The 11,947-nt window shown below is 62.7% G+C and carries 11 protein-coding genes; 6 read left to right on the top strand and 5 right to left on the bottom strand.

What is annotated here, in order from left to right; genetic code table 11:
- Nucleotides 1–50: 50 nt before the first annotated feature.
- The 3 genes from AC4CWH_RS11475 to AC4CWH_RS11465 all read left to right on the top strand — a co-directional run bounded on the left by AC4CWH_RS11475 (nucleotide 51) and on the right by AC4CWH_RS11465 (nucleotide 4,039).
- A complete protein-coding gene (locus AC4CWH_RS11475) occupies nucleotides 51–1,061 on the top strand; it encodes a ligase-associated DNA damage response exonuclease (protein WP_491318836.1) in 1,011 nt (336 codons plus the stop codon).
- Nucleotides 1,062–1,335: 274 nt separating this feature from the next.
- Complete coding sequence (locus AC4CWH_RS11470; protein WP_491318835.1) at nucleotides 1,336–2,976, top strand: cisplatin damage response ATP-dependent DNA ligase; 1,641 nt, start codon at nucleotides 1,336–1,338, stop codon at nucleotides 2,974–2,976.
- A 70-nt stretch (nucleotides 2,977–3,046) separates the two neighbouring features.
- Nucleotides 3,047–4,039: an alpha/beta hydrolase family protein gene (locus tag AC4CWH_RS11465; RefSeq protein WP_491318834.1), complete on the top strand. Its 993-nt coding sequence runs from the start codon at nucleotides 3,047–3,049 to the stop codon at nucleotides 4,037–4,039.
- A gap of 242 nt (nucleotides 4,040–4,281) precedes the next feature.
- Here AC4CWH_RS11465 and AC4CWH_RS11460 read toward each other — a convergent pair whose 3' ends face one another.
- A complete protein-coding gene (locus tag AC4CWH_RS11460; RefSeq protein WP_491318833.1) occupies nucleotides 4,282–4,995 on the bottom strand; it encodes an SDR family oxidoreductase in 714 nt (237 codons plus the stop codon).
- A gap of 187 nt (nucleotides 4,996–5,182) precedes the next feature.
- Here AC4CWH_RS11460 and AC4CWH_RS11455 point away from each other — a divergent pair, with 187 nt between their 5' ends.
- Both AC4CWH_RS11455 and AC4CWH_RS11450 read left to right on the top strand, forming a co-directional pair.
- Nucleotides 5,183–6,001, top strand: coding sequence for a L,D-transpeptidase (locus tag AC4CWH_RS11455; protein ID WP_491318832.1), 819 nt, complete (start codon nucleotides 5,183–5,185; stop codon nucleotides 5,999–6,001).
- A gap of 161 nt (nucleotides 6,002–6,162) precedes the next feature.
- Nucleotides 6,163–6,894: a L,D-transpeptidase gene (locus tag AC4CWH_RS11450; RefSeq protein WP_491282149.1), complete on the top strand. Its 732-nt coding sequence runs from the start codon at nucleotides 6,163–6,165 to the stop codon at nucleotides 6,892–6,894.
- Between the two features lie 66 nt (nucleotides 6,895–6,960).
- On the opposite strand, the gene AC4CWH_RS11445 is transcribed toward AC4CWH_RS11450, so the two are convergent.
- Nucleotides 6,961–7,605: an NADPH-dependent F420 reductase gene (locus tag AC4CWH_RS11445; protein WP_491318831.1), complete on the bottom strand. Its 645-nt coding sequence runs from the start codon at nucleotides 7,603–7,605 to the stop codon at nucleotides 6,961–6,963.
- Nucleotides 7,606–7,674: 69 nt separating this feature from the next.
- Between AC4CWH_RS11445 and AC4CWH_RS11440 the strand changes: the two genes are divergently transcribed.
- Complete coding sequence (locus tag AC4CWH_RS11440; RefSeq protein WP_491318830.1) at nucleotides 7,675–8,598, top strand: LysR family transcriptional regulator; 924 nt, start codon at nucleotides 7,675–7,677, stop codon at nucleotides 8,596–8,598.
- Between the two features lie 9 nt (nucleotides 8,599–8,607).
- Here the strand turns inward: AC4CWH_RS11440 and AC4CWH_RS11435 are convergent, their stop codons facing one another.
- The 3 genes from AC4CWH_RS11435 to AC4CWH_RS11425 form a co-directional block, all read right to left on the bottom strand.
- Entirely contained in the window at nucleotides 8,608–10,080 is a 1,473-nt protein-coding gene (locus tag AC4CWH_RS11435; RefSeq protein ID WP_491318829.1) for a serine hydrolase, read from the bottom strand.
- A 260-nt stretch (nucleotides 10,081–10,340) separates the two neighbouring features.
- Nucleotides 10,341–10,730, bottom strand: coding sequence for a hypothetical protein (locus tag AC4CWH_RS11430; protein WP_491318828.1), 390 nt, complete (start codon nucleotides 10,728–10,730; stop codon nucleotides 10,341–10,343).
- Between the two features lie 162 nt (nucleotides 10,731–10,892).
- Complete coding sequence (locus AC4CWH_RS11425; RefSeq protein ID WP_491318827.1) at nucleotides 10,893–11,861, bottom strand: YihY/virulence factor BrkB family protein; 969 nt, start codon at nucleotides 11,859–11,861, stop codon at nucleotides 10,893–10,895.
- Nucleotides 11,862–11,947: the final 86 nt, after the last annotated feature.

The following is an 11,947-nucleotide window of genomic DNA, read 5'->3' as shown; positions in this document are numbered from 1 at the left end:
CACACGCCGGGTGTCTTTTCCTCGCGCAATTCCTGCCTATCTTTGAGGGCATGAAACCCGAGGCGCTTCTTCATCCCACACCGGCCGGGCTTTTTTGCCCGCCCGGCCAGTTTTATGTCGATCCGGTGCGCCCGGTGGACCGGGCGCTCGTCACCCACGGCCATTCCGACCATGCCCGCTCAGGCCATGGCCATGTGCTTGCCACCCGCCAGACGCTCGATATCATGGCGCTGCGTTACGGCGTCGATTTTGCCGGTGCCGAGCAGGCGGCAGAATTTGGCGAGGCAGTGACCGTCAACGGCGTCACCGTCACCTTTCATCCGGCCGGCCACGTGCTGGGTTCGGCGCAGATCGCCATCGAGAAAGATGGCCTGCGCATCGTCGTCTCCGGCGATTACAAGCGCGGCATAGACCCAACCTGCGCACCGTTTGCGCCCGTCGCCTGCGATGTCTTCATCACGGAAGCCACTTTCGGCCTGCCGGTCTTTCATCACCCGGACCCGAAGGCGGAAACAAAAAAGCTGCTGGCGTCGCTCCTGCAGTTTCCCGAGCGCACGCATCTGGTCGGTGCCTATGCGCTCGGCAAGGCACAGCGGGTGATCCGGCTCATCCGTGATTGCGGTTATGACCGACCGATCTACATCCACGGCGCGCTGCAGAAACTCTGCGATTATTACGCCGGGCAGGGGATAGATCTTGGCGAACTTCGCCCGGCAACGCTTGAAAAGAGCAATCCCGCCGCCTTCCACGGCGCCATCGTCGTCGGCCCGCCGTCTGCTTTTCAGGATCGCTGGGCGCGCCGCTTCAACGAACCGCTGATTTCGTTTGCCTCCGGCTGGATGATGGTGCGGCAAAGGGCAAAACAGGGCGGCGTGGAACTGCCGCTGGTCATTTCCGACCATTGCGACTGGCCGGAACTGCTGGATACCATCACCGAAATCGCCCCTTCCGAAGTGTGGGTCACGCATGGGCGCGAAGAAGCGCTGGTGCGCTGGTGTGAGATGCAGGGCATCCCGGCCAAACCGCTGCATCTGGTGGGTTACGAGGATGAGGGGGATTGATGATGGTAACATCATATGAAGAAAGACCCCTCCCACACCCTCCCCACAAGGGGGAGGGCTTAACCCGGCCGCGCCGTCTGATGCAGGAATGGGGCGGTTGCTGCGTCTTATCTCCCCCCTTTGGGGGGTCCGAAGGACGGGGCGAGACCTGTGGCTCGACCCCGGTCAGCCCGGTAGGGCAGAGAGGGTCTTGTTTCAAATGCAATGACCCTGCCCTTGCAGGGGGTACGACCAGCAGCACAGAAGGGCAACCTTGTCCCGCGAGGGCCAGATCATGAAACCCTTCGCAACCCTCCTCGATCGCCTCGTCCTCACCCCGTCGCGCAACGGCAAGCTGACGCTGCTGGCCGACTATTTCCGTGATACGCCCGATCCGGATCGCGGTTATGGGCTTGCCGCCCTTGCCGGAACGCTCGATCTGAAGGGCGTCAAGCCGGCGCTCTTGAAGGAACTGGCGCTGGAACGGCTCGATGCGGTTCTGTTCCAGTATTCCTATGATTATGTCGGCGATCTCGCCGAAACCATCGCGCTCGTCTGGGATGGCGGGGGCAAGGAGAGGGTGGCGGAAGGCGGGCAGCCGCGGCTGGGCGAGGTCGTCGCCCGCATGAATGCGCTGGGACGCACGGAGGTGCGCGGTGCGGTGCGCGATCTGCTCGACCACCTCGATCATTCCAGCCGTTTTGCCTTCCTGAAGCTTGCAACCGGCGGGCTTCGCATCGGCGTATCGGCGCGGCTGGCCAAGCAGGCGCTGTCGCAGATGAGCGGGCGTGACGTGACCGAAATCGAAACGCTCTGGCACGGGCTGGAGCCGCCCTATGTCTCGCTGTTTTCCTGGCTGGAGGGCAGGGCGGAAAAACCGGTGCTGGCAAGCCCCGCCATCTTCCATTCCGTCATGCTTGCCAATCCGGTGGAGGAGGGCGATCTGGAAAAGCTCGATCCTGCCGATTACGCCGCGGAATGGAAATGGGATGGTATTCGCGTGCAGATGTCGAGCCATGGGGGGACGAAAAAGCTCTATTCCCGCTCCGGCGACGATATTTCCGGTGCCTTTCCCGATGTCATCGAAGCGATCAATTTCGAGGGCGTTGTCGATGGTGAGTTGCTGGTCGGCGGCACGGCGCGCTCCAACAGTGCCACGCGGACCTTTTCCGATCTGCAGCAGCGGCTGAACCGCAAGACGGTGAATGCCCGGATGCTTGCCGATTATCCGGCCTTCGTGCGCGCCTATGACCTGTTGTTCGAGGGCGGCGACGATATCCGCGCGCAAACGTTTTTGTCCCGCCGCGAGCGTCTCACCGGCCTCATCGACAAGGCCCCGCATGACCGGTTCGATCTGTCGGCGCTGGTGCCGTTCACTGACTGGGCGACACTCGACCGGTTGCGCATCGCCCCGCCCGATCCCGTCATCGAGGGCGTGATGATCAAGCGCAAGGACAGCGCCTATCAGGCAGGCCGCCTGAAAGGCCCGTGGTTCAAGTGGAAGCGTGATCCGTTTAATGTCGATGCGGTGATGATGTATGCCCAGCGCGGCCACGGCAAACGCTCCAGCTATTATTCCGATTTCACCTTCGGCGTCTGGGCCGATGGCGAGGAGGGCGCGCAGCTGGTGCCTGTTGGAAAAGCCTATTTTGGCTTTACCGATGCGGAACTGGAGGTGCTCGACAAGTTCGTGCGCGACAACACGGTGGAGCGGTTCGGCCCGGTGCGGGCCGTTCGGGCCGAGCCGGGCTTCGGTTTTGTGCTGGAAGTGGCTTTTGAGGGCATCAACCGCTCCACCCGCCACAAATCCGGCGTTGCCATGCGCTTTCCCCGTATTGCAAGGCTTCGTACCGACAAGCTTCCAGCCGATGCGGACCGGCTCTCCACCTTGATGGCGATGGTGGATGCCCGGCCGCTTCCCATCGAGAAAGCGTGATCCGGCCGAGACTTGCGAGCGTAAATCCGGATGCTACGATCCGGGACTATTTTGCAACATGGTGATATTCATGCCGTTTTCCCGCCGCCAGATGATTTTCGGGCTTTCCGCCACGGCAGCCCTTGCGCCGTCGCTGGCCCCCTTTGCAGCCAGAGCGCAATCTGCCGCCGTGCAGCCCGTTGCAGCTCCTGCGGCCGCTCCCTCGGTTGCCGCCTCAAAGCCTGTGAGCGAAGCACCGTTCCCGACGCCGGAAGTGCCGCCGCTTGAGACCACGGATTATAGCGAGGCGCGTAAACATTTCCGCACCAACCTGTTGCGCAAGGGGCCGTCGCCGGAGGCAGCGCCGCCGCTTGGCACGCCGCCGGGCGCCACGCGCGTGACCTATCCCGGCGGGCCGGATCGGTCGCTGCCGCTGGTGGCCTGGGTTTCGCATTACGAACCTTCGGCCGCGCCAAAACCGGCCGTTCTGTTCCTGCATGGCGGCAATGCCACCGGCGATGGCCATTGGGAGCTGATGAAGGGTTATGTCGAGGCAGGCTTTATCGTCATGCTTCCCTCGTTTCGCGGCGAAAACGGCCAGGCGGGCAATTATTCCGGTTTCTATGACGAGACCGCCGATGCGCTTTCGGCGGCCGATTATCTGGAAAACCTGCCCGGCGTCGACAAGAACCGGTTTTTCATTGCCGGCCACAGCAATGGCGGCACGCTGGCGCTTCTGGCTGCCATGACGCGCCGCTTCAAGGCGGCAGCGCCGATATCGGCCGGTGTCGATGCCTGGCGTTATTTCGGTCGTTACGAGAAGGAAATCCGCTTCGACTGGGACGATCCGCGCGAATTCATCATGCGCTCGTCGGTCTGTTTTTCGCCAAGCCTCAAATGCCCGACGCTGCTTTTGCGCGGCAGCGAAGAGAGGCCGTTTGACAAGAATCATCTCCTGTTCATCGAGCGAGCGGTGGCCGGTGGTGTCTCCATCGACAAGAAGATCCTACCCGGCACGCATAATGGCGTGGTGCCGGGAGCGGTCGCCGAAAGCATCCGCTTCTTCAAGAGCCACGGCGCCTGAGATCGCACCGGCCGCCGCGTCGCCGTGCGCAAAAAGGAGAGGGCGGGGATAATCCCGCCCGCAGCTTGCTGACAGAGCTGTTTCCTACCACGACGTCATCCTCGGCCTTGTGCCGAGGATCTGCCAAGGTAAAATAAAATCAATAGGTTATATCTGTTCGGGACAAGCCCAAGCATGACGGAAGATGCACAAGGCCCTTTGTCAGCAGTCTGAGGGCGGGGAAAACCTGCCCGGTGCAGCCTTCAGACCGAGCGGGTAATGCCGCCGTCGATGCGGATGTTCTGGCCGGTGATGTAGGCTGCGCGGTCGGAGGCGAGAAGCGCGATCAGTTCGCTCACCTCGTCCACCGTGCCATAACGTCCCATCGGAATGCGCTCCTTGAATTCGCTCTTTTCCGGCAGGCTGTCGATGAAGCCCGGCAGCACGTTGTTCATGCGGATATTGTCCTGCGCATAACGGTCGGAAAACAGTTTTGTATAGGCGGCAAGGCCTGCGCGGAACACACCGGAGGTCGGAAACACCGGGTCCGGCTCGAAGGCGGCGAAGGTCGAGATATTGACGATGGCGCCGGATTTCTGCGCCTGCATGATGGGCGTGACGAGGCGCGTCGGGCGCACGACATTGAGGAAATAGACCTCCATGCCGCGATGCCAGTCCTCGTCGGAGAGGTCGAGCAGGGGCGCGCGCGGGCCATGGCCGGCGCTGTTGACAAGCGCGTCGATGCGCCCGAACCGCTCCATAGTCAGATCGACCAGCCGCTTCAGGTCGTCATTGGACTGGTTGGACCCGGTCACGCCGATGCCGCCGAGTTCGGCTGCCAGCGCCTCGCCCTTGCCGGAGGAGGAGAGGATGGCGACCGTGAAGCCATCGGCTGCGAGTTTTCGCGCCGCTCCCGCCCCCATGCCGCTGCCGCCCGCCGTGATGATGGCAACCTTGCCGCCCGTCGTGTCGCTCATGCTGTTTTCCTCCGTTTTATAAGCGAACTGTTTCACTGCCGGCGCCGGCAGGCAAGCCTGATTGCGGCGTGCTTCGGCCGGCAGGCGCTCTGCCTTGTCCAGGCGGCGCACGGTCCCATGGAAAGCCTCGCGCCAGCCGCGGCGTGCATTGTTCCGGCTGATGTCATCTGCCGGAAGCTGTATTCTCATGTTCCAGACCTTGCGCACTGTCTCCCGACGCGTCCTCCTTGCGGCGATGCTTGCCGGAACCGCCAGCCTTTCCGGCTGCATTCTGGTCACAGATACCAGCCGCATGAACCCTGACGTTTTCGTGCAGGAAACCGCGCCGGTGTTTTACAATCCGTCCGCCCCGCCGGAACCGCAGCCGCAGCCCACGCAGAAACAGCAGGCCATTCCGCAAAAACGCCAGCTTTACCAGACGCAGTTCCACCAGACTTATGGGCTGCCGGTCTCCAATCCCGTCCACCGCACCTATTACGCCAGCATCCGCGATGACGGCCACACGCTGCCGGCCGTTCCGTTCTCGCGCATCGATGCGCGTTATCTGCGCCAAGAGGTGGATTACGCCACGCAGGAGGCACCGGGCACGCTGGTCGTCGATACGAAGGACCGTTTCCTTTATCTCGTCCAGCCGAACGGGCGGGCAATCCGCTACGGCGTCGGCCTCGGGCGCGAGGGCTTTGCCTGGAAGGGGCGTGGCGTCATCCAGTGGAAGGCAAAATGGCCACGCTGGACGCCGCCCGCCGATATGGTGGCACGCCAGCCCGATCTTCGTCCATTTGCGGCCGCCGAAGGTGGCGCCATGCCCGGCCTCAACAATCCGCTCGGCGCCCGCGCGCTCTATATCTTCAAGGACGGCAAGGATACGCTTTACCGCGTCCATGGCACGCCGGATTGGCAATCGGTCGGCCGCGCCACCTCTTCCGGTTGCGTGCGCCTGCTGAACCAGGATGTCATCGATCTCTATGATCGGGTGCCGGCGGCAACCCCGATTGTGGTTATCTGATCACACCTCTGTCACGATAGAGTGCGGACAGCCACACTGGTCGTCTAACTGTGGCGGCCTATACTTCTTTCAGACATAATGCGGGAACAAGTGTCGCTGACGTTCGTTGATGCGCGTTCTTAATGTACCCGCTTTTCCAGTGAAGAAGTAAAACCGCCCTCATGACAACATCCGATCTTTTCAGCCGCCGCCGTCTGCTCAGCCTTCTGGCCGTCGGCACCGCCTCCACGCTTGCAAGCTGCGCCTCCTCCGGCGGCACCGGACCCGGCGGTCTTCGCATCACCTACCGCGATGGCGGTAACGCCTTTGCCCCGCCGTCTGCTCCGCTGCGTGGACGCTCACCGGAACTCGATGCCATGTATGGCGAAACCGTGGATGGCGGCTTCGTCATTCCCGCCATTCCCTACTGGAATATCGATCCGCGCTTCTATCGCCAGCGCGTGGTGGACCCGACGGGTGAACCGGCCGGCACGGTGGTTGTCGATACGGCCTCGCGTTTCCTTTATCTGGTGGAACCGGGCGGCTCGGCCATGCGTTACGGCGTCGGCATCGGCCGCGAAGGTTTTGCCTGGGAAGGCGAGGGCGTTATCCAGTGGCGCCAGAAGTGGCCGAAATGGACCCCGCCGCAGGAAATGGTCGCCCGCCAGCCGGAACTGGTCAAATATTCCGCCGCAAACGGTGGCATGGCGCCCGGCCTGATGAACCCGCTTGGCGCCCGCGCGCTCTACATCTTCCGCAATGGCCAGGACACGCTTTACCGCCTGCACGGCAATCCCGAATGGAATTCCATCGGCAAGGCCGTCTCGTCGGGCTGCGTGCGCCTGATGAACCAGGACATTATCGACCTTTACGAACGCGTACCCAACAAGGCCCGCATCATCGTCTGGCAGTAATGTCGCCAGCGGGTACGAACACCGATCTAAAAAGGCGCCCGGGTGGCGCCTTTTTCATGCGGCGTTTTACGCGGCGCGCGTGCCGGTGCGGGTGGTGTGCGCCAGCGTCTCTTCAAGCCGTGGTTTCGTGTGCGGTACGCAATAGGCAGGCGTTGCGCGCTCGAAGCGAAAACCTTCAGACAGCGGCCCCGCATCCACCGCATCGAAGCCGAATTCCTCGTAGAGGCGCATTGCAACAGCCTTGGCATCCACATCGTCGCCGGCAAGCGGCAGGGCGCGGCGATCTGCGGCACCAGCAGGCCGTCCGTCCGTTTCCAGATCATTCATCGTGATGGCATTAAACGCCTTGACGATGCGCGATTGCGGCAGGTGTTTTGCCAGCATCTCGCTGGTCGTTGTCTCGAAGGCGTCGAGTTCGGCGATGCGGCCGTCGCGGTCCGGGTAATAGTTGTTGGTGTCGATGACGACCTTGCCGGCGAGAGAATCTGCCGGCACGCTGCGATAGGCCGCAAAGGGAATGGCGATCACAATGATCTCGCCAAATTTCGCGGCGTCCTCGACAGTGCCCACTTCGGCGCCAACGCCGTGGCGCAGGCTGAACAGGGTGTGTGGCCCGCGTGAGTTGCTGAGCATGACCTGATGGCCGGCTTTGACCGCCAGCTTGCCGATGGCACGCCCGACAAAACCTGCTCCGATGATTCCGATTTTCATATGGTCTCTCCATGGTTGGTGGAGAGAGCTTTAATTCCTGCTCATCCAGTGATAAATCTTTGAGATCGAATGACATTGACAACTGTGAGGGTGGAATTCATGGATCGGCTGACCAGCATGTCGGTTTTTGTCAGGGCGGCCGATCTCGGCTCGTTCGCAGCCGTTGCCGAGGTCATGGGAATTTCCCCGCAGATGGTGGCAAAACATGTGGTGTTTCTGGAGGATCGCGTTGGCGCGGCCCTCATCCACCGCACCACGCGGCGCCAGAGCCTGACGGATGTCGGCCGCGCCTATTACGATCGCTGCAAGCTGGTGCTGGCCGAGGCGGATGCCGCCGATGCGCTGGCTGAGGAGATGCGTTCGCACCCGCAGGGCGTTCTGCGGGTTAATGCGCCGATGACCTTTGGCGCCTTCAGCCTTGCCCCGTTCGTGACGCGGTATCTCGCCCGTTACCCGGACATGCAGGTGGATCTCACGCTGAACGACCGCTTTGTCGATCCGCTGGAGGAGGGGTTCGACGTGATGGTGCGCATTGGTCCTGTCGAGGAAAGCGGCCTGATCGCCCATGCCTTGTCACCCTATCGGGTAATCGCCTGCGCCTCGCCTGCCTATCTGGCGGCCCGCGGCGTTCCCAAAACACCCTCGGATCTCGAAAGCCATGACTGTCTGGCCTATGCCTATTGGTCGCCGTCCATTCCGTGCCGCTGGGTGTTTACCCGCAACGGCCGCGCCGAAGAGGTGTGCGCCACCGGGCGCATGCGCAGCAATGACTGGAAGGCGCTGCTCCATGCGGCCATCGAAGGTTTTGGGGTGACGCTTGGGCCGGTAAGCGTGCTGAGCGGCGAAATCGCCGCCGGCCGTCTCGTGCGGGTTCTCGATGATTATGAAGGGCCGGTGCGGCCGATGCACGTGCTTTATCCCTCGGGCCGGCGCCCGACGGTCAAGGTGCGCAGTTTTGTCGATGCCGTCGTGGAGGAGTTCGGCGCGGGCTGACCAACACGGTCAGCCGTTGCCGTCCACCACCAGGCAGGAGAAGGATTGCGCCGTCAGCGCCCGGCAGGCGGATTGCGCGGCGGCGCGGTTTTCAAAGCCGGAGAGGCGGGCGCGGTGCAGAAGGCCGGCGCGGCCCTGAACGCTTTCCGTATAAGGCGTGATGCCGGAGAAGCTGCGATCAAGCGCCGGCAGCGCACGCGACAGAAGCGAAATCGCTTCCGCCTGGCTGGGCGCTGCGGCCAGTTGCACGGTCCAGCCGGCATGTTCGGCCATGGCAAAGGGCAGGCCGCCGGGCGGGTTGCCGGGCCGGCCAGGAATGGCCGCCTGCGGCACCGGCCCCTCGGCATAAGCCGAAACCGGACTTGCAGGCGGCGCTGCCGGTTTTATGGCGGCGGTGCGGGATGCCGGGCTGCGCTGTCGCGCCGGGCGGTCAGCAGCCGGACGGGTGGGAACGGGCGGAAAATGGTCGGCGGTTTCGGCGTCCATGCCAAGGTTTTCGCCCGACTGGGTGCGCCCCATGGTTTCGGCATGGGCAATCTGTGCGGCCACCGGATCGAACCCTTCCGGCTCTGCCTGCGCTCTGCGGAACGGTGTCGGGACGCCCGATCTTGGCAGGCTCGGGGCACCAACGGCTGCCACCAGAGCGCCGCCGCGGACCGAGGCGCGCGGCATGGCATCATCCAGAAGGGCCGCCATCTGTGCGTCGCGGGCTCTTGCCGTGCGCCCGCCCATCACCACGCCGATCACCCTGCGGCCCCGGTCGTTGACGGCACTGACGATATTAAAGCCGCTGGCATTGATGAAGCCGGTCTTGATGCCATCCATGCCGTTATAGCGGTACATGAGGTTGTTGTGGCCGCGAATGGTCTTGCCGCGAAAGGTGAAGGAGCGGGTGGCGAAGATCTTGTATTCCCTGGGGTAATCGCGCATCAGCGCAAGGCCGAGCGTTGCCATGTCACGCGCGGTCGTCACCTGGCGGCTGTCGGGCAGGCCGGATCCGTTGCGGAAGACAGTCCGGCTCATGCCGAGCTGTCGGGCCTTGCGGGTCATCGCCTCGCCGAATTTTTCTTCCGAACCGTACAGATGATCGCCGATGCCTTCGGCGGCATCATTGGCGGATTTGACCACCATGCCATACACCGCCTCGCGCACCGTATAGGTCTTGCCGGCGGGAACGCCGAGCTTGGTGGGGATGGTGGCAGCACCATTCCTCGACATGACGATCTGCTGGTCCCATTTGAGACGGCCATCGCGCAGCGCTTCAAACACCATGTAGAGCGTCATCATCTTGGTGAGAGACGCCGGGTGGTTCAGCGTATCGGCATTTTCCGCCGCCAGCACCTTGCCGGTTGCCGCGTCCACGACGAAATGCGCGTAACCCGCCCGTGCCGGACCGGCAAAGGCGGTGAGCGCGCTCAACATCAGGGCAAGCCCGAGGGCAAGCGATGGCATGATCGCGTAGGCGCGCACTGTAATCGACATTCCATACCCCCGCTGTGACGTCCAACCGACGCATAACGTCACAATATGGCGAGACAGTTGATAGAATTTTATCGATTGCCGACGCGCTTAACGGAGGGTGAACCAAAGCGGGAACATGTTTCGTTCTGATGCAGAACATGGCGCAAGCAGGGTTTCTGCGGCGACAGATGCCCGACCAGGGCGCGCAGGCCGGGCGCCCCGTAACGGAGCAGCACCCGCCCGGCGGCCGGCCGGGCGGGTTGAGGCATGGGGTCGGAAAATCAGACGAACTGGCTGAGACCGGGCACGGAATTGACCACTTCGTCCACCGTTTCGGTGCCGGCATGTTCGCGGGCAACGGCAATGGTTTCGCGGGCAAGGGCGGTGATTTCGCCCATGCCGAGGCCAAGCGACATCAACTGCTGGCCAAGCGCCATGACACCGCCGCCGAAAGTGGACATCAGCCCGCCGAGCAGGCCGCCGCCGCCGGATCCTTCGCCATTGAACTGCGCCACCAGCGACGGTGCGCCGGGGATCGCCTCGATCATGCGGGCAACGGCTGCGTCATCGGCCTCGCGCTGGAGAAAACCCAGCATCATGCCCACGGCCTTTTCAGCGATTTCGGGCGCAATGCCCACCTTGTCTGCCACGCGGGTGACCAGTTCGTTCATCACACTCTCCTCGATGTTTGACGTTAACGTCAACGTAAATAAATGCGCCGCCGGATGCAAGCCTCACCTCTGCGCCGTCGCGTGGATTTCAGTGCTAGCACCGCGCCGTGGGTCTTGCCATCGGGCGCTCCAGTTTTTCCCAGATAGCGCAGGGCGGAAAGCTCAGTTTCGAAAAATTTTTCCCAGCGTATCGGCCATATAGGCGCCGCGTTTTCCCATCGGTTGTTCCGGGCCGGTGGTGCTGTCGCGCTGCGTCTGGTGCTCCAGTTCGGCATTGATCTCCGCGCCGAGGATGATGATGATCGAGGAAATCCACACCCAGAACAGAAAGCCGATGAGCGCGCCAAGCGTGCCATAGGTGACGTTGAAATTGGCGATATGGGAGAGATAAAACGAGACGCCAAGCGACCCGCCGAGCCAGAACAGGGCGGCAAGCGAAGCGCCCCAGCTGATCCAGCGTTTTCTGGCCGGCTCACGGCTGGGGCCATAACGATAAAGCAGGCTGATGCCGAGCGTTGCCAGAACCAGCAGCACCGGCCAGCGGGCCAGCGACAGCAGCGTTTCGGCAAAACCGCCCAGCGGCAGGAAGGCGATCATGGCGGGAATGACGCCGAGCCCGACCAGAAGCACGATGGCGGCAATCAGAGCCATGAAGGTGAACAACAGCGAGACGAGGTTGAGGCGGATGAAGCTGCGCTTTTCCTCCTCGCCATAGGCAATGTTCATCGCTTCGAACATGGCTTTCACGCCATTGTTGGTACTCCAGAGCGCAATGGCAAGACCGATCACCAGACCGTAACTCAGCGAACTGCGCTCCTCGCCGGCCAGCGTCTGCAATTGCTTGAAGAAGATTTCCAGGCCGTCGGAGGGCATGACCTCGCGCAGAAAATCCAACCGTTCGGTAATCGCTGCCGGATCGGCCACGAAGCCATAAAGCGAAACGAGCGCCGTCATGGCGGGAAATACGGCGAGCAGCAGATAGAAGGTCACGCCGCCGGCCACCAGCATCACCCGGTCTTCGATGATGGCGTTATAGACGCGGTAGGCGACATCGAGCAGGCCCTTCCAGGGTATTGCCGAGGGTGTGTCGGCGCTTCGTCCGCGAAGATCGGCCCCGCCTGTCTGTTTCATCCTGCGGTCCCTCTCCCATCCGAAGAGCGGCCACAGGGCATTGCCGCCGTAAAACGTCTCGCATTGCCGAACATGCCTGTCCCCCC

The organism is Neorhizobium sp. PAMB6716, from assembly GCF_058242805.1.
Note: the sequence above shows the minus strand (reverse complement) of the source record. Positions and strands in the feature narration are given on the sequence as shown.

What these genes read in the sequence shown, in the direction of transcription:
- AC4CWH_RS11475 (WP_491318836.1), top strand. Translation starts at nt 51, where the DNA reads ATGAAACCCGAGGCGCTTCTTCATCCCACACCGGCCGGGCTTTTTTGC.
- AC4CWH_RS11470 (WP_491318835.1), top strand. Translation starts at nt 1,336, where the DNA reads ATGAAACCCTTCGCAACCCTCCTCGATCGCCTCGTCCTCACCCCGTCG.
- AC4CWH_RS11465 (WP_491318834.1), top strand. Translation starts at nt 3,047, where the DNA reads ATGCCGTTTTCCCGCCGCCAGATGATTTTCGGGCTTTCCGCCACGGCA.
- AC4CWH_RS11460 (WP_491318833.1), bottom strand. Translation starts at nt 4,995, where the DNA reads ATGAGCGACACGACGGGCGGCAAGGTTGCCATCATCACGGCGGGCGGC.
- AC4CWH_RS11455 (WP_491318832.1), top strand. Translation starts at nt 5,183, where the DNA reads ATGTTCCAGACCTTGCGCACTGTCTCCCGACGCGTCCTCCTTGCGGCG.
- AC4CWH_RS11450 (WP_491282149.1), top strand. Translation starts at nt 6,163, where the DNA reads ATGACAACATCCGATCTTTTCAGCCGCCGCCGTCTGCTCAGCCTTCTG.
- AC4CWH_RS11445 (WP_491318831.1), bottom strand. Translation starts at nt 7,605, where the DNA reads ATGAAAATCGGAATCATCGGAGCAGGTTTTGTCGGGCGTGCCATCGGC.
- AC4CWH_RS11440 (WP_491318830.1), top strand. Translation starts at nt 7,675, where the DNA reads ATGACATTGACAACTGTGAGGGTGGAATTCATGGATCGGCTGACCAGC.
- AC4CWH_RS11435 (WP_491318829.1), bottom strand. Translation starts at nt 10,080, where the DNA reads ATGTCGATTACAGTGCGCGCCTACGCGATCATGCCATCGCTTGCCCTC.
- AC4CWH_RS11430 (WP_491318828.1), bottom strand. Translation starts at nt 10,730, where the DNA reads ATGAACGAACTGGTCACCCGCGTGGCAGACAAGGTGGGCATTGCGCCC.
- AC4CWH_RS11425 (WP_491318827.1), bottom strand. Translation starts at nt 11,861, where the DNA reads ATGAAACAGACAGGCGGGGCCGATCTTCGCGGACGAAGCGCCGACACA.